Annotated in this window: 11 protein-coding genes; 10 read left to right on the forward strand and 1 reads right to left on the reverse strand. The window is 62.0% G+C overall.

What is annotated here, in order from left to right:
* On the forward strand, window positions 1-442 hold a 442-nt coding region (locus tag ACFPWW_RS29020; protein WP_377314646.1), incomplete at its 5' end, for a transposase.
* Window positions 443-612: 170 nt separating this feature from the next.
* Here ACFPWW_RS29020 and ACFPWW_RS29025 read toward each other — a convergent pair.
* The gene (locus ACFPWW_RS29025) at window positions 613-951 is read right to left on the reverse strand and encodes an NUDIX hydrolase (RefSeq protein WP_377314648.1); all 339 of its coding nucleotides are present in this window, start codon (window positions 949-951) and stop codon (window positions 613-615) included.
* Here ACFPWW_RS29025 and ACFPWW_RS29030 point away from each other — a divergent pair.
* The 9 genes from ACFPWW_RS29030 (at window position 946) to ACFPWW_RS29070 (ending at window position 17354) form a co-directional block, all read left to right on the forward strand.
* Entirely contained in the window at window positions 946-1173 is a 228-nt protein-coding gene (locus ACFPWW_RS29030; RefSeq protein ID WP_377314650.1) for a hypothetical protein, read from the forward strand. The genes ACFPWW_RS29025 and ACFPWW_RS29030 overlap by 6 nt on opposite strands.
* 181 nt (window positions 1174-1354) lie before the next feature.
* Window positions 1355-2413 carry a dipeptidase gene (locus tag ACFPWW_RS29035; RefSeq protein WP_112756047.1) on the forward strand — a complete coding sequence of 353 codons (1059 nt, stop codon included), beginning with the start codon at window positions 1355-1357 and terminating at the stop codon, window positions 2411-2413.
* Window positions 2414-2459: 46 nt separating this feature from the next.
* Complete coding sequence (locus ACFPWW_RS29040) at window positions 2460-4100, forward strand: ABC transporter substrate-binding protein (protein WP_112564301.1); 1641 nt, start codon at window positions 2460-2462, stop codon at window positions 4098-4100.
* A 21-nt stretch (window positions 4101-4121) separates the two neighbouring features.
* A complete protein-coding gene (locus ACFPWW_RS29045; RefSeq protein ID WP_113498471.1) occupies window positions 4122-5189 on the forward strand; it encodes an ABC transporter permease in 1068 nt (355 codons plus the stop codon).
* Window positions 5186-6121: an ABC transporter permease gene (locus ACFPWW_RS29050; protein WP_112564305.1), complete on the forward strand. Its 936-nt coding sequence runs from the start codon at window positions 5186-5188 to the stop codon at window positions 6119-6121. The genes ACFPWW_RS29045 and ACFPWW_RS29050 overlap by 4 nt, the downstream gene beginning before the upstream one ends.
* Window positions 6118-6951, forward strand: a complete 834-nt coding sequence (locus ACFPWW_RS29055; RefSeq protein WP_112564307.1) for an ABC transporter ATP-binding protein — start codon at window positions 6118-6120, stop codon at window positions 6949-6951. Before ACFPWW_RS29050 ends, ACFPWW_RS29055 begins: the two co-directional genes overlap by 4 nt.
* Window positions 6948-7697: an ABC transporter ATP-binding protein gene (locus ACFPWW_RS29060; RefSeq protein ID WP_377314653.1), complete on the forward strand. Its 750-nt coding sequence runs from the start codon at window positions 6948-6950 to the stop codon at window positions 7695-7697. The genes ACFPWW_RS29055 and ACFPWW_RS29060 overlap by 4 nt, the downstream gene beginning before the upstream one ends.
* 162 nt (window positions 7698-7859) lie before the next feature.
* Window positions 7860-8048 (forward strand): hypothetical protein, encoded by a 189-nt coding sequence (locus ACFPWW_RS29065; protein ID WP_112702714.1) that lies wholly within the window; start codon window positions 7860-7862, stop codon window positions 8046-8048.
* A 771-nt stretch (window positions 8049-8819) separates the two neighbouring features.
* Complete coding sequence (locus tag ACFPWW_RS29070) at window positions 8820-17354, forward strand: GH36-type glycosyl hydrolase domain-containing protein (protein ID WP_377314655.1); 8535 nt, start codon at window positions 8820-8822, stop codon at window positions 17352-17354.
* The last annotated feature ends 6 nt before the right edge of the window (window positions 17355-17360 follow it).

Genomic DNA, 17360 nt, shown 5'->3' on the forward strand with positions numbered 1-17360 from the left:
GCGCAAGTCGAAGTTCGCCTACGAACCTGACACGGACGGCTATCGTTGCCCTGAGGGCCAGTTGCTTGCCTATGCCACCACCGATCGGAACGGCTACAAGCATTACACGTCGGATCCGGCCATCTGCTGCACCTGTCCGCTGCTGGCCTCATGCACATCGAACACCAAAGCCATCCGCACCATCACCCGCCATGTCTGGGCTGACGCCCGTGAACGCACCGATGCCCATCGCCTAACCCCCTGGGGCAAGGCCATCTATAAGCGCCGCAAAGAGACGGTCGAACGCTCCTTCGCCGATGCCAAGCAGCTTCACGGCCACCGCTATGCCCGCTTCCGAAGTCTCACCCGCGTCGCCTGCCAATGCCTGCTTGCCGCCGCCGCCCAAAACATCAAGAAGATCGCCATGGCGCTCACCAAAGCACCCAAACCAGCCATGACATGAAGGCAAAAGGCCGCCAACTTCGTCTGCCTCACGACCAAACCGGAAACAACCAAACCTTCAAAAACAAAACCCGCCGAAAAAATCGACGGGTTTGTCAGCGGTCTGAAGGGGCTTCGGCCCCTTCTTTTTGTTTCACGGGATAGATGCGGTTACTGCGACAGCCGCGAATTTTATCTGACGTCCAGATATTGCGTCAGCTTCTGCCGATCACCCAGAATCATCTCAGCGGGAATGCCGGCCGGATCGAAGAGAGCGATCTCCAGTCCTTCCGCTATCGCGTCATCGGTCGGCGACGGCAGTGTATCCTCGTGCATCCCCGCCTTGAAGACGGCAAGCAGGAAATCGAAGCTTTCGCCATGAGGAGAAATGAACCGCTTCCGTTCAAGTTCGATCAGTTCCACAGCGTCCAGGGACACGCCGATCTCCTCTTGGATCTCTCGTTGAAAAGCGAGCGAAAAATCCTCGCCCTCTTCAACCGTTCCTCCCGGCAGGGACCAGCCGAGATGCATTCCGCTTCTCTTTGCGAGCACGATCCGACCTCTGGCATTGCGGATAATGCCGATCGCTCCGCCAAGCGCGCGGCGGGAAAAATGCTTGTGTTTCTGGGCTTCAAAATCGGCTTGCGGCAGCGGTTGCTCGGCAGTCGTCAATCTCGCATTCGGGTATTGCCGAACCAGCATGTCCGAAATGTCTTCTATCATCGGCTTCTTTCAAGTCTCTGGCAGGAATAGCATTTCATCGCGTCAGAGCCGGCGGATCGCAACATCGATGTCGGTTACAGCCGGCTCTTTCTGCATCTCAAAATTGCGCTGCATAGATATTACGCATCGGTGAAAAAATAGGTGGCGCTTTCCGTCAGCTTTTCTATTCTTGCCGCTTCGATCCGCCCGTTCGGGCAGCGCAGGAAAGCAGATGCAACTCGTATTCGACGGTCACAACGACGTTCTCCTTCGACTCTGGTCCCATGCGAAAGACGGAAACGATCCGGTCGCGGAATTCGCCGATGGGACGACTGCGGGCCATATCGACGCGCCGCGGTCGAAGGCCGGCGGTCTGGCCGGCGGGCTTTGCGCCATCTACATTCCCTCCGGCGACCTGGTCTTTGCCGATCCAGACGCCAACGGCCACTATGCGACGCCGCTTGCCGCTCCTCTCGACCCATTGTCGTCGCTCGCCATCGCCACGGAAATGGCGGCGATCGCGCTGAGGCTCGACCGCGCCGGCGCCTGGCGCCTCTGCCGCTCGGTGAAGGATATCCGTAGGGCGATGGCGTCGGGCCTTTTCGCCGCCGTCCTGCATATCGAAGGCTGCGAAGCGATCGGCGCCGATCTTGCGGCACTCGACGTCTTTTATGCCGCCGGGCTGCGCTCGCTCGGCCCGGTCTGGAGCCGTCACAATATTTTCGGCCACGGCGTGCCTTTCGCCTTCCCGAGTTCGCCGGATACGGCGCCGGGCCTGACGGATGCCGGCTTCGCGCTGGTGCGCGAATGCAACCGCCTCGGCATCCTGATCGACCTTGCCCATATTACCGAGAAGGGTTTCTGGGATGTGGCCAAGACCAGCGACCAGCCGCTCGTCGCCAGCCATTCCAATGCCCACGCGCTCACGCCGGTCGCGCGCAACCTGACCGACAGGCAGCTGGATGCGATCCGCGAACGTCGCGGCCTTGTCGGCGTGAACTATGCGACGGCCATGCTTCGCCCGGATGGCCGTTCCGACGCCGACACGCCGCTTTCCGATATGATCCGCCATATCGACTATCTCGTGAACCGTATCGGAGTGGATTGCGTCGCGCTCGGTTCCGACTTCGACGGCGCCACCATTCCGGAGGAAATCGGTGACGCCGCCGGGAACCAGAAGCTGATTGCCGCTCTCCGGCAAGCTGGCTATGGTGATGAAGAACTGAGAAAAATGGCCAGCGAAAACTGGCTTCGCATCCTGGCTTCGGCGTGGAGGGAAGAGGACGTCTGAAACCGAACGAGACATTTGTAATCAATCAAAAACAGGGGAACAGACCATGATGATTACCAAACTGAACCGCAGCTTCCGCCTTCTTTCCGCAGGAGCTGCCCTTTCGCTCCTGATGGTGGCAGCGCCCGCCGCCTTCGCGGAGACGCCGAAGGATACGCTTGTGGAAGGCTTCGCCATCGACGACATCATCACGATGGATCCGGGCGAGGCTTTCGAACTTTCGACGGCTGAAGTGACCAGCAATACCTACAGCCTGCTCGTTCGTCTCGACATGAACGACACGTCGAAGGTCAAGGGCGATCTCGCCGAGAGCTGGACCGTTTCCGATGACGGCCTGACCTATACGTTCAAGCTGAAGCCGGGCCTGAAGTTTGCTTCCGGCAATCCGATCACCGCCGAGGACGTGGCCTGGTCCTTCGAGCGCGCCGTCAAGCTCGACAAGAGCCCGGCCTTCATTCTCACCCAGTTCGGCCTGACGGGAGACAATGTCACCGAAAAGGCGAAGGCCGTCGATGCGACGACCTTTACTTTCACCGTCGACAAGCCCTACGCGCCGAGCTTCGTGCTGAACTGCCTGACGGCAACCGTCGCGTCCGTGGTCGACAAGAAGCTGGTCATGGACCATGTGAAGCCGGTCACCGTCGATGCCGACCACAAGTACGACAACGACTTCGGCAACGAGTGGCTGAAAACGAACTATGCCGGTTCGGGCGCCTACAAGCTGCGTGAGTGGCGCGCCAACGAAGTCGTCGTCATGGAGCGCAACGACAATTATTACGGCGAAAAGGCAAAGCTCAACCGCGTCATCTACCGCTACATGAAGGAAAGCTCGGCGCAGCGCCTGGCACTCGAAGCCGGCGATATCGATATCGCCCGCAACCTCGAGCCCGGCGACCTCGACGCCGTTTCGAAGAATGCGGATCTGGCGACCACCAACGCGCCGAAGAGCACGGTCTATTACGTCAGCCTCAACAGCAAGAACGAGAACCTGAAGAAGCCAGAGGTCCAGGAAGCTTTCAAATATCTGGTCGACTATGACGCGATCGGCGCCACCCTGATCAAGGGCATCGGCGAGATCCATCAGACCTTCCTGCCGACAGGGCAGCTCGGCGCGCTGAACGAGAACCCCTACAAGCTCGACGTTGCCAAGGCGAAGGAACTGCTTGCCAAGGCCGGCCTGCCGGACGGCTTCTCGGTCACGATGGATGTGCGCAACACGCAGCCGGTGACGGGCATTGCCGAATCCATGCAGCAGACGCTCGCCCAGGCCGGCGTGAAGATGGAAATCATCCCCGGCGACGGCAAGCAGACGCTGACGAAGTACCGCGCCCGTACGCACGACATGTATATCGGCCAGTGGGGCTCGGACTATTTCGACCCGAATTCCAACGCCGACACCTTCACGTCCAATCCGGACAATTCCGATGCGGGCACGGTGAAGTCGCTGGCATGGCGCAATACCTGGGAAGCGCCTGAACTCGACAAGGAAACGAAGGCTGCCCTGCTCGAACGTGACGCCGCCAAGCGTGCTGCCATGTACGAGGACATCCAGAAGAAGTTCCTGGCCAACAGCCCCTTCGTCATCATCTTCCAGCAGATCGAAGTGGCCGGCTATCGCAAGAGCCTCAAGGATTTCAAGCTGGGGCCGAGCTTCGATACGAACTATGTAGGGCCGATCTCGAAGTGATAAGCCGGCTAGGCTGATCCAGTGAGCGTCGTCGAAACAAGACAGGAGGCGCGGCCCCGCAAGGGCCGTGCACTCTCCTTTGCCAAGGCGGTGGGGCGTTTCCTCTTTGCCGCCGTCACCACCTATCTCGGCCTTCTGGCCGTCACCTTCTTCATCGGCCGCGTCGTGCCGATCGATCCCGTGCTCGCCATTCTCGGCGATCGCGCGCCGACCCATGTCGTGGAGCGCGTGCGCCGCGAAATGGGCTTCGACCTGCCGCTTTACGAGCAGTTCTACATCTATCTCAAGGGCATTCTGTCAGGCGATTTCGGCAATTCGGTCCTGACCACAAACCCGGTCATGGTCGATATCCGCCGCGTGTTTCCGGCGACCCTGGAACTTGCCACCGTCGGCACCATCATCGGCTCCGTCATCGGCGTGCCGCTCGGCGTGCTCGCCGCCGTGCGCCGCGGCAGCATTGCCGACCAGATCGTGCGCGTCATCGGCCTTGTCGGCTATTCGGTGCCGATCTTCTGGCTGGCGCTGATCTCGCTGGTGATCTTCTATGCGCAGTTGCGCTGGGTGGCCTTCCCCGGCCGCATCGACATCGTCTACGAATACAGTTTTACGCCGGTCACGGGCTTCTATCTGCTCGACAGCGCCTGGCAGGGGCAGTGGGATGTCTTCTATGACGTCTTCCGCCACATCATCCTGCCGGCCTCGCTGCTTGGGTATTTCTCGCTCGCCTATATCAGCCGCATGACCCGCAGCTTCATGCTGAACGAGCTGTCGCAGGAATATGTGGTGGCGGCGCGTGCCAAGGGCCTGTCCGAAACGCGGGTGATCTGGGGCCATGCGCTGAGAAACGCGGCGGTGCCGCTCGTGACCGTCATCGCGCTTTCCTATGCCGGCCTGCTCGAAGGTTCGGTGCTGACCGAGACCGTCTTCTCCTGGCCGGGCATCGGCCTCTACATCACCAATTCGCTGCAGAGCGCCGATATGAACGCCGTGCTTGGCGGCACGATCGTCATCGGCACGGTCTTTGTCGGCATCAATCTCGTCTCCGATCTTCTCTATCGGATACTCGACCCGAGGACGCGCAACCGATGACGGTTCCGACCACGCCTTCCATGCCCATGAGCCGCCGCGATTGGCTGCTGTCCGACAGGCCGCAGTCGCGCATGCAGGCGCGGCTTGGCCGCGCCTATGTCACCTGGCGGCAGTTTACCGCCAACCGGCTTGCCGTCGTCGGCCTGCTGATTATCGTGGCGCTGTTGCTGATTGCCGCTTTTGCGGATGTCATCGCCACGCATAATCCCGTTGTGGGCGATCTCAAGAATGCCCGCCTGCTGCCGCCGGGCAGCACCGGCTACCTGCTCGGCACCGACGATCAGGGCCGCGATATCTTCTCCCGCCTCGTCTACGGCTCGCGGCTGACGCTGCTCGTCGTGGTGCTGGTCGCCATCATCTCCGCGCCGATCGGTCTCATCGTCGGCACGGTGTCGGGCTATGCCGGCGGATGGGTGGATGCGACGCTGATGCGCATCACCGATATCTTCCTCGCCTTCCCGAAACTCGTGCTGGCGCTTGCCTTCGTTGCGGCGCTCGGACCGGGCATTCAGAACGCCATCATCGCCATCGCCATCACGTCGTGGCCGCCCTATGCGCGCATCGCCCGCGCCGAGACGCTGACGGTTCGCCGCTCGGACTATATTTCGGCCGTCAAGCTGATGGGGGCCTCGCCGTTGCGCATCATCGTGCGCCACATCATGCCGCTCTGCATTTCCTCGCTCATCGTGCGCGTGACGCTCGACATGGCGGGCATCATCCTGACGGCGGCAGGCCTCGGTTTCCTTGGCCTCGGCGCGCAGCCGCCGCTGCCCGAATGGGGTGCGATGATCGCCTCCGGCCGCCGCTTCATCCTCGACCAATGGTGGGTGGCCGCCATGCCCGGCATTGCCATCCTCGTCGTCAGCCTGGGCTTCAACCTTCTCGGCGACGGCCTGCGCGACGCCCTCGATCCGAAGGAGGCCGGCCAGTGAGTGCGCTTCTGACCGTCAAGAACCTGCGCGTCAGTTATCCGACCCGCACCGGTGTCATCGAGGCCGTGCGCGGCGTTTCCTTCACGCTCGGCAAGGAGCGTCTGGGGATCGTCGGCGAATCCGGCTCCGGCAAGTCGCAGACCGGCCGCGCTATTATGGGCCTGACGCCTAAACACGGCATCGTCGCTGCCGATACGCTGGATTTCAGCGGTATCGATCTCTTGAAGGCATCGGCCGGCGAGCGGCGCAGGCTGCGCGGCAAGCGCATCGCCATGATCCTGCAAGATCCGAAATATTCGCTCGATCCGGTCATGACCATTGGCAAGCAGATCTGCGAAACGCTGCGCACGCATGAGAAGATAGGCAGGGGCGAGGCGCAGGAACGCGCGCTCGACATGCTGGAAGCGGTGCAGATTCGCGATCCCAAACGCGTCTTCGATCTCTATCCGCATGAGGTCTCGGGCGGAATGGGCCAGCGCGCCATGATCGCCATGATGCTGATCGCCGGGCCGGAGCTGCTGATCGCCGACGAGCCCACCTCGGCCCTCGACGTCACGGTCCAGCTCGACGTTCTCCGGATCATGGACCGGCTTGTGGCCGAACGCGGCATGGGGCTGATCTTCGTCTCCCACGATCTGAGGCTCGTTTCCTCCTTCTGCGACCGCGTCATCGTCATGTATGCCGGCCGCATCGTCGAAGAGATCGCCGCGTCCGAGCTTCGCAACGCGAAACATCCCTATACGCAAGGCCTGCTCAACTGCATGCCGCAGATCGGCGAAAACAGGCATCCGCTGCCGGTGCTCGACCGCAAGCCGGAGTGGGCAGCATGACGACGGCGCTTTCCGCAGACCATCTTGGCGTCATTTACGACCATTTCCATGCCCTCAAGGATGTGAGCGTCTCCATCGAAAGCGGCGAATCCTTCGGCCTCGTCGGTGAATCCGGTTCGGGCAAGTCGACACTGCTGCGTGCCGTCGCCGGGCTTGCTCCCGTCAGCGAGGGAACGATCCGCGTTCATGGCGAGCCGCTGAAAGGGTCGAAGCGCAGCAGAAGCTTCTACCGCAGCGTCCAGATGGTCTTCCAGGATCCCTACGGCTCGCTGCATCCGCGCCAGACGGTCGACCGGCTGCTTCTGGAGCCGCTTGCGATCCACGGCATCGGCGACAGCGAGAGGCGCATTGCCCGCGCGCTCGACGAAGTCGGACTCGGTAACGGTTTCCGCTTCCGTTATCCGCACCAGCTTTCCGGCGGCCAGCGGCAGCGTGTGGCGATTGCCCGCGCGCTGATCGTCGAGCCGTCGATCCTGCTCCTCGACGAGCCGACCTCGGCGCTCGATGCTTCCGTGCAGGCCGAAGTCCTCAATCTTCTGGAGCAGATCCGCCGCGACCGGAAGCTGACTTTCGTCATGGTCAGTCACGATCTCGGCGTTGTCACCCATATGTGCGAGAGGCTTGCCGTCATGCGCGGCGGCGCCATTGTCGAGCGGCTGACATCGGCCGAACTTGCCGCCGGCAGCGTTCACGAGGAGTACACGCGAAATTTGATGGTTGCCAGCAAAGGGTTTGTGAAGGCTTGAAAGCCTGTGTTTTCAAGCCCTTGAAAAATCTCATGCGTCGCCGGCGTTAAGGATAATCATTCCCTAAAACACGACCATTCGACTAGACTATTGACAGCTGCCTTAGTTCTGTCATGATCCCGTTAACGACCGTTAGCTTTCGTGATCGATGGAGGTTGAGGCATGTTCTTTCTCGGTGGGATGACCATGGGTTACCTCGATCCTCCTGTTAAGGCCGAGCGGAGGGAAAGCGCCTCCGTGACGATCCCGGCGGAAAAGGACCGCCGGTTGATCGAAACTTCCTCCAATGTACCCCAGAACGACGGCGCTCTCGAGCGCTCCTGGATCTGGGCATGGCGCACGCTCTGCTGAGTTGACGCCGGGTGGATTTTCTCTTCCGTCCGCTCTGGACGGAAATTTATCTCTACCTACCTTATAGGAATATAAGAATATAAAGGCGAGCCGAGGGTTCGGCCGCAAAACGAACAGACGGAGGCGACACATGGCAAATCTGGGTATTTCGCATACTCACGTGAACCAGTACGGATCCGTACCGGCAAAGAAGCCGGTCACTACGCGGCACAGAATCCAGACCGCGATCCATGCAACGCTTTTCACGGCGGCTTTCCTTTTTGTCGTCGCAGTGGTTTGCGGCGTCGTCGGCTGAGACCGGCGCGTTCGAGGCGCCGTCTGAGGGCGTCTGACTGATCGAATATTTTCCTGTCCGGAACAATTGGGATGCGCTGGCATTCTCCTGACACTTCGATGTTGTTCAGGGAGAATGTTCATGAAAGGTATCCTGCTGTGGCTGATCGGTATCCCGATCCCCATCATCATCCTTCTTTATCTGTTCCATGCGGTCTAGCCCGTTGCGGCAAGTAGGCGTGAGGCGCTGAGGGCGCCGGGAACGCCGTGCAGGCGCATGGACATCGTCCGTGCGCCTTTTTCACGCCGGCCAGGGGACGCAGGAGAAAGGTCCTGCGACTTGAATTCTCGAAAGGGTGTCCAACCTTCCCGGACAGTTTTGCCGGGAAGCGTCTTCCCCCGGCTGCGAAGATGACCGGTCCGTCCATTCGAGGGTCATCACGAACAATGCAGAACCGTGCCGAAATCGCACCGTCGTTTGAATCCAGAACCGAGCCCATGGCCATTTCCATTCCGTCTCCGAGCCTGTCGCGCGAGCCCGAGAAGAAGCTGATCGACCACAATGATTCGATCCGCTCGACCTATCTGTCGAACGAAGACATCAGAGCTATGGGCGAAAGGGTCGCCTGCGGGACCGTGAGCGAGTTGCCAGGTTTCGCGGCATTTGACTTCTTCGCGCGCCACAAGGAAAACCAAGAGGAGATCCTGCGCGTCTACCGCACGACTGCGGCCGACGTCGAGGCGGGGGAGGCGATCACGCCGGCCGCTGAATGGCTGCTGGACAACCACTACATCGTCGAGGAAGCGATCCACGAAGTCCGCCGCGACTTCCCGCGCCGGTTCTACCGGGAACTGCCGCTTATGAAAGTCGGCGGCGTCGAGATACCGCGCACGCTGGCACTGGCCTGGCTCTATGTCGCCCATACGCACGGCACGATCTCGCAGGAAAGCCTGACGGCGCTGGTCGACGGTTTCCAGCAGCACGAAACTCTCAGGATCGGCGAACTCTGGGCATTGCCGTCCCTGGTGCGCTACGTGCTGGTGGAAAACCTCCGTCGTATTTCGAGCCGGGTCGAACGCAGTCGCCGCATGCGCCGCCGCGCCAACGAGGCGGCCAACGAACTGGTGCGTCTTGCCGATGCCGCAAAGGCTGCCGCCTATCTGAAGACCCTGGAAGACCTCGCCGAGGACAACACGTTCTCGACCCAATTCCTCTACCGCATGCGGGACGGGTCGCAGACGTCGAGCCTGGCGATCTCCTGGCTCGACGAACGCCTGGAAAAGCTCGGGCGCGACAGCGAGGAGACGATGATGGCGGAGCATGGCCGCCTCTCGGCCGGCAATGTCACGATGGGCAACATTATTCGCAGCCTGCGCGAGATCAACGATGCCGAATGGTCGGTTTGGGTCGAGCAGGTCAGCCACGTCGACAGGTTGCTCTGGGGCCAGTCCGACTATGGCGACCTCGACTCCGGTTCGCGCAACAGCTACCGCCGGCAGATCGAAAGGCTTGCGAGGCGCTCTCCGCTGAGCGAGGTGCAAATCGCGCAGCTGGCCGTCGACATGGTGGCCGAGGCGAAGCTTGCCGATCAGCCGCAACCGCATGAGCCCGATATCGGCGGTTTTATCGCCGGGGCTCAACGCCCAAAATTCGAAGCGCGCGCAGGCTACCGCCCGACGCTGGCGCAGCACGCCATTCGCGCGGTGCGCAAATTAAACTGGATGGCGGTCGCCCTGCCGGTCGGGCTGATCACGATCATTGCCATGGCGATCGTCGCAGGGTTCATGGCCAATGCCGGCATGGGGTCTATTGAGATCGCCCTGCTGGTGATCCTGTTCGCGCTGCCGGCCTCGGAAGGTGCGAGCGGGCTCTTCAACACGATGCTTTCCTTCTTCGTCACGCCCGCGCGGCTTGTCGGATATGAGTTCAAACAGGGCATCCCGGAGGATGCGCGCACGCTCCTCGTCGTGCCGTGCCTGATTTCCGATCGCGACAGCGTCGACGAGATGGTGCGCAATCTCGAGGTCCACTATCTCGCCAATCCGCGCGGCGAGATCTATTTCGCACTGCTCAGCGACTGGCCGGACAGCGAGGTTGAAGAAACCCCTGGCGATCTCGAGGTGCTGGAATATGCGCGCCGGGAGATCGCCGGCCTCTCGGCCCGTTATGCCCATGACGGCAAGACGCGCTTCTATCTGCTGCACCGCCGCCGCCTCTATAATCCGTGCGAGGGCGTATGGATGGGCTGGGAGCGCAAGCGCGGCAAGCTGCACGAGCTGAACCTGCTGCTGCGCGGCGACCGCGATACGACCTATCTGCCGGGGGTGAACACCGCGCCGGCCGGTATCGAATATGTCATGACGCTCGATGCCGATACGCGCCTCATGCGCGATACCGTCACCAAACTCGTCGGCAAGCTCCATCATCCGATCAACCGCCCGGTCGTCAACCCTGTAAGCGGGCGCGTCGAAAGCGGCTACGGCATCCTGCAGCCGCGCGTCACGCCGTCATTGACGACAGGCAAGGACGCGTCGGTCTTCCAGCGCATCTTTTCGATCAATCGCGGTCTCGATCCCTATGTCTTCACGGTTTCGGATGTCTATCAGGACCTTGCCGGCGAAGGCACGTTCACCGGCAAGGGCCTCTATCATGTCGATGCCTTCGAGGCCTCGCTGAAGGGACGCATCGAGGAAAATTCGGTTCTGAGCCATGACCTTCTCGAAGGTTCGATGGCACGTTGCGCACTCGTCACCGATCTCGAACTCGTCGAGGACTTTCCGGTGCGCTACGAGGTCGAAACCTCGCGCCAGCATCGCTGGGCGCGGGGCGACTGGCAGCTTCTGCCCTATATGTTCAGTCCGCAACACGGCGTTACCGCGCTTGGCCGCTGGAAGATGTTCGACAATCTGCGCCGCTCGCTGACACCGATCGCCTGGTTCCTCGCTTCGGTGCTCGGCTGGTATCTGTTGGAGCCATTTGGCGCGCTGATCTGGCAGATCCTGCTGATCGTCTGCCTGTTCGTGGCGCCGACCCTTTCGCTCATCAGCGGCATTATTCCCCGCAGCGGCGATATCGTCGCCAGCGCCCATCTCTATACCGTCTGTTCGGATATAGCGGCCGCCAACGCTCAGGTGGCGCTGCGCATCATCTTCATCGCCGACACCGTCTGCATGATCGCGGATGCGATCGGGCGATCGCTCTACCGCCTCTTCGTCAGCCGCAAACTGCTCCTGCAATGGCGCACCGCCGCCAGCGTCGGGGCCGGCAAGCAGGGCACCATCCTTTCCTACTACCGAGCCATGTGGCATGCGCCGGTGCTGGCGATCTTATCGGTTGCCTTCGCCGCGCTGTCGGGCACCGATGCTTTTTTCGTCGGCGTTCCCTTCGCGCTGCTCTGGATCTGTTCGCCGGCGGTCGCCTGGTACGTGAGCCAGTCGGCCGAGACGGAAGACCGGCTTGACGTGCCCGATGGCGTCTCCAGCGAACTGCGCAAGATCGCGCGCCGCACCTGGCGTTATTTCGAAACCTTCACGACGGCGGAGCAGAACCATCTGCCGCCCGACAACGTGCAGGAAACGCCCCAGGTCGTCGTGGCGACACGCACTTCGCCGACGAATATCGGCGTCTATCTGCTATCGGTCATTTCCGGCCGCCATTTCGGCTGGTTCTCCTTCGAAGAAACGATCGAGCGCCTGGAGCAGACGGTCGCCACGATCGACCGGATGGAAAAGTTTCGCGGCCATCTTTTCAACTGGTATCACACCGATACCTTGCAGACCCTCGGGCCGCGCTATGTCTCGGCGGTCGACAGCGGCAATCTCGCGGGTCATCTGATTGCCGTTTCCTCGGCCTGCCGCGACTGGGCGGAAGCGCCCTCGGCGCATGTCCAGGGCAATCTCGACGGTGTGGGCGACACGGCCGGCATTCTTGGGGAGGTGCTTGCGGACCTGCCCGACGACCGCAAGACCGTGCGGCCGCTGCGCCGCCGGCTGGAGGAGCGCATTGCCGGCTTCCAGAATGCGCTTGCCGCCGTCAAGCGCGAGCATGAGTTCGCCTCGATCCGTGTCATCAACCTCGCGGTCCTGGCGCGCGACATCCAGAAGCTCGCCGGCAACCTGCACCACGAAGTGAAGTCGAAACAGACGGAAGAGGTCACGTCGTGGGCGGCCTCGCTGGTCAAGGCCTGCGAGGCGCATATCGCCGACAGCACCTTCGACCTTTCCAATATCGATGCGCTGCGCCCCCGTCTGGTCGCGCTCCGGGACAAGGCCCGCGATCTCGCCTTTTCGATGGATTTCGGTTTCCTGTACCGTCCGGAACGCCGGCTTCTGTCGATCGGATACCGTGTCGAGAGCGGCGAACTCGATGCGGCCTGCTATGACCTTCTGGCGTCGGAATGCCGTCTCACCTCGCTCTTCGGCATCGCCAAGGGCGACCTGCCGACCGAGCATTGGTACAAGCTCGGCCGCCAGGTGGTGCCGGTCGGATCGCGCGGCGCGCTGGTCTCCTGGTCCGGATCGATGTTCGAATATCTGATGCCGCCGCTCGTCATGCAGGAGCGTGGCGGAGGCATCCTCAACCAGACCAACAATCTCGTCATCATCGAGCAGATGAACCACGGCCGCAAGCTTGGTACGCCCTGGGGCATTTCGGAAGCGGCCTTCAATGCGCGAGACCACAATCTCAACTATCAATACACGAATTTCGGCGTGCCGACGCTCGGCCTCAAGCGTGGTCTCGGCCATAATGCCGTCATCGCGCCCTATGCTTCGCTGCTTGCCAGCCAATACGATCCCGAGGCGTCGCTACAGAACCTGCAGAAGCTTCGCAAGCTCGGCGCTCTTGGCAGGTTCGGCTTCCATGACGCGGTCGATTTCACACCGACGCGCGTGCCCGAAGGCAAGCAATGCGCCGTGGTCTACAACTACTATGCCCACCACCACGGCATGTCGATCGCGGCCGTCGCCAATGTCGCGTTCAACGGCCATCTGCGCGAACTCTTCCACTCCGATCCCGTCATCGAGGCGGCCGAACTGCTGCTGCAGGAAAAGGCTCCGCGCGACATCCCGGTCATGAGCGGCAGGGACAAGTCCGAAACGCCTGCCGCCATCCAGGACGACCTGATGCGCCCGGTCGTCCGCAAACTCGCCGATCCGGCATCGCGCGAGCGCGAGCTCGTGTTCCTTTCGAACGGCCACTATTCCCTGATGCTGACGGCGACAGGCGCAGGTTACGCCCGCTGGAACGGTCTGTCCGTGTCCCGCTGGAAACCGGATCCGACCGAAGACCGCTGGGGCAATTTCATCTTCCTGCGCGATACGGCGACCAACGAATGGTGGTCGGCGACAGCCGAACCGAAGAGCGCGGAGGGAGAAACGGTCCGGGTGGAATTCGCTGACGAAAAAGCCGTGTTCAGCAAGGTCCTTGGGGAACTCACGAGCGAGCTCGAATGCATCGTTGCCACCGAACATGACGCGGAGGCCCGGCGCCTGACGCTGTTCAACACCGGTGCGGAAGATCGCTTTATCGAGGTGACGTCCTATCTCGAACCGGTCATTACCTCCGACGACACGGACAATGCGCATCCGGCCTTCGCCCGCATGTTCGTCAAAACGGAGATCGACAAGCGCGGCGACGCCATCCACGCCGAGCGGAACAAACGCGATCCGAACGAAGCGAACATGAGCATCGCGCATCTGATCGTCGACAATGCCGGGGATACGCGCCACACGGAATTCGAGACCGAGCGGCGCGCCTTCATCGGTCGCGGCCGCAGCCTTTCGAATGCCACGGCCTTCGATCCGGGGAGCCGCCTTTCCGGCACCGACGGTTTTACCCTCGATCCTGCCCTGTCGTTGCGCCGGACGGTGCGCGTGCCGGCCGGCAAGAAGGTCGGCGTGATCTTCTGGACGATCGCCGCCCCCAGCCGTGCCGAGGTGGACAAGGCCGTCGACCGCTATCGCCATCCGGATGCCTTCAATCATGAACTCGTCCAGGCATGGACGCGCACTCAGGTGCAGATGCGCCATGTCGGGGTCAGTTCGCAGCAGGCGGCAGCGTTCCAGCATCTCGGCCGCTATCTCGTCTATCCCGACATGCAGCTTCGCGGCGACGACAATCTCGTCCGAGCCGGCCTGCAGCCGCAGTCGGCACTCTGGCCGTTGGCAATCTCGGGCGATTTTCCGATTTTCACGCTGCGCATCGATGACGACATGGACCTTGAAATTGCCCGCGAGGCGCTGCTGGCGCAGGAATATCTGCGTTCACGCGGCGTGACCGCCGATCTCGTCATCATGAACGAGCGGGCGTCTTCCTACGCGCAGGATATGCAGCATGCGCTCGACGCGATGTGCGAGGGCGTGCGCCGCATGGGGCATGCCGACGGTCTGCGCCAGCACATTTTCGCGGTCCGCAAGGATCTCATGGAAGAGAGCACCTACCAGGCGCTGATCGCCGCCTCGCGCGTGACGCTGCATGCGAAGAACGGCAAGGTGATCGACCAGATCAACCGCGTCCGCATGCTTTCCAAACCGGTCGGCCCCAAACCCGCGGGCCAAGAGCCGGTAGAAACGGAAAAGGTGGATCGCGCCGCCACGCCGGGCAAGCGTAGGCCGCCTCTGCCTGCCCCGGCTGTCAAGACCGTTTCGCTCGAGGATGAAGGCGAGCTCGACTTCTGGAACGGCTTCGGCGGTTTTGCCCGCGACGGCCGCGAATATGTCGTGCGCCTGCCAGGCGGGCAGGCGACGCCGCAGCCTTGGATCAATGTCGTCTCGAACGACCGGTTCGGTTTCCACGTATCGGCAGAAGGCGCCGGTTTCACCTGGAGCGTCAATTCGCGCGACCATCAGCTCACCGCCTGGTCGAACGATGCCGTCATCAACCGTCCCGGCGAGGCCCTCTACGTGGCGGATCTCGAAAGCGGTGCGGTCATGACACCATTCGCAAGCCTGTCCCGCCGCAACGACATTCGTTTCGAAGCGCGCCACGGTCTCGGCTACTCCACTTTCTCCAGCACGCAGCACGAGATCGCGCTGGAGGTGACGCAGACCGTGCATCGCGACGAGCCGGTGAAGCTGCAGCGCCTGCGCCTGCGCAACACCGGTTCGGCAGGCCGCAAGCTCAGGCTCTACGCCTATGTGGAATGGGTCCTTGGAAACAATCCGCAGAAGACCGCCCCCTTCATCCTGTCGAAACGGGACGAGGAGGCAGGAGCGCTGTTTGCGACGAACCTCTACAGTATCGACTATGCTGGCCGGACCGCCTTCTTCGCCGCAAGCGAGGCGGTTTCGAGTTTTTCGGCCAGCCGCCGTGAGTTCATCGGCCGGAGCGGGACAATCGAGGCGCCCGTTGCAGTGACGGCCGCTGCTGCTCTTTCCGGCTCAACGGGACTCGATGGCGATCCGGCAGCGATCCTTGCGATCGACATCGAACTCGGCGCCGGCGAAGAACGCGATGTTGCTTTCTTCCTGGGCGATGCGTCCGGCGAAGAGGAGGCGCGTGCCCTGATTGCCGATATTCGCAAGGCATCGTTCGACGATGCGGTGCAGGCAAACCGGGGGTTCTGGCAGGAATTCACCGGCAGGCTGCAGATCTCGACACCGGATCGGGGCATGAACTACCTCGTCAATAGCTGGCTGCCTTATCAGAGCCTCGGTTGCCGCATCATGGCCCGCACGGCCTTCTACCAGGCGAGCGGCGCCTTCGGCTTTCGCGACCAGTTGCAGGACACGCTGGCCTTCGTGCTGCAGGAGCCGGGCATTGCGCGGCGCCAGATCGTCAACGCTGCGTCGCGCCAGTTCCGCGAGGGGGATGTGCAGCACTGGTGGTTGCCGGGGACGGGGGCGGGCGTGCGCACCATGATCTCCGACGATGTCGTGTGGCTCGCCTATGCGATCGATCACTATTGCAGTGTCAGCGGCGACAAGAGCGTGCTCGACGAGCAGCTGCCCTTCCTCGAAGGCCCGGACCTCTTGGACGGCCAGCATGACTCCTTCTTCAAGCCGGAACTATCCGAGGATACGGTCAGCGTCTACGAACATGCGGCGCTGGCACTCGATCTTGCCATTGCCCGCAAGGGAACGAACGGCCTGCCGCTTTTCCTCGGCGGCGATTGGAACGACGGGATGAACCGCGTCGGCATCGAGGGCAAGGGTACGAGCGTCTGGCTCGGCTGGTTCCTCGCGGGCACATTGCGTTCTTTCATACCCTATGCCGAAGACCGGGGCGACAAGGCCCGCGCCGCGCACTGGAAGGCGCATCTCGCCGAACTCAGGAAGGCGCTCGAAACCGTTGCCTGGGACAGTGGCTATTATCGCCGCGGTACGTTCGACGACGGCACGCCGCTCGGCTCGAAGGAGAGCCTGGAATGCCAGATCGATTCGATCGCGCAGTCCTGGAGTGTTCTCTCGGGTGAAGGCGATCCCGAGCGGGCGATCAAGGCGATGGATGCGGTGCTCGAGCGGCTGGTCGATGAGGATGCGCGTATCGTTCGTCTCTTCACGCCCCCTTTCGAACGGTCGCTGCAGGACCCGGGCTATATCAAGGCCTATCCGCCCGGCGTCCGCGAGAATGGCGGCCAATACACACATGCCGCGACCTGGGTGGTGATGGCGCTGGCGGCACTAAAGCGCGGCGACGATGCCCTGCGCTGTTTCCAGATCCTCAACCCGATCACCCATTGCCTGGACAAGGCGGCCGTCGAACGATACCGGGTCGAGCCCTACGTTGTTGCGGCCGACGTCTACGGGCATCCACCCTATGCCGGGCGCGGCGGCTGGACCTGGTATACGGGCTCGGCCGGCTGGCTCTACCGCGCGGCGGTGGAGGGCATTCTCGGTATCCGGCTAAAGGGTGGAAAACTCTATATTCGCCCGTCGCTTCCTTCCAATTGGGACGGGTTTGCGGCAGAGATCGAACGCGGCGGAAGCAAATACCGCATTTCGGTCTCAAAAGCGTCCAATGCTGACGGCTACACTGCGTCGATAAACGGCAGCGAAATAGCCAATCCCAACGAGGGGTATCCGGTCGGATAACAGCAA

Source organism: Rhizobium sp. GCM10022189, from assembly GCF_042656325.1.
Lineage (GTDB): Bacteria > Pseudomonadota > Alphaproteobacteria > Rhizobiales > Rhizobiaceae > Rhizobium.

Bases quoted from the DNA above. Each gene is read 5' to 3' on its own strand.
- ACFPWW_RS29030 (WP_377314650.1), top strand. From the start codon at position 946: ATGCATTCCGCTTCTCTTTGCGAGCACGATCCGACCTCTGGCATTGCG.
- ACFPWW_RS29025 (WP_377314648.1), bottom strand. From the start codon at position 951: ATGCATCTCGGCTGGTCCCTGCCGGGAGGAACGGTTGAAGAGGGCGAG.
- ACFPWW_RS29035 (WP_112756047.1), top strand. From the start codon at position 1,355: ATGCAACTCGTATTCGACGGTCACAACGACGTTCTCCTTCGACTCTGG.
- ACFPWW_RS29040 (WP_112564301.1), top strand. From the start codon at position 2,460: ATGATGATTACCAAACTGAACCGCAGCTTCCGCCTTCTTTCCGCAGGA.
- ACFPWW_RS29050 (WP_112564305.1), top strand. From the start codon at position 5,186: ATGACGGTTCCGACCACGCCTTCCATGCCCATGAGCCGCCGCGATTGG.
- ACFPWW_RS29060 (WP_377314653.1), top strand. From the start codon at position 6,948: ATGACGACGGCGCTTTCCGCAGACCATCTTGGCGTCATTTACGACCAT.
- ACFPWW_RS29065 (WP_112702714.1), top strand. From the start codon at position 7,860: ATGTTCTTTCTCGGTGGGATGACCATGGGTTACCTCGATCCTCCTGTT.
- ACFPWW_RS29070 (WP_377314655.1), top strand. From the start codon at position 8,820: ATGGCCATTTCCATTCCGTCTCCGAGCCTGTCGCGCGAGCCCGAGAAG.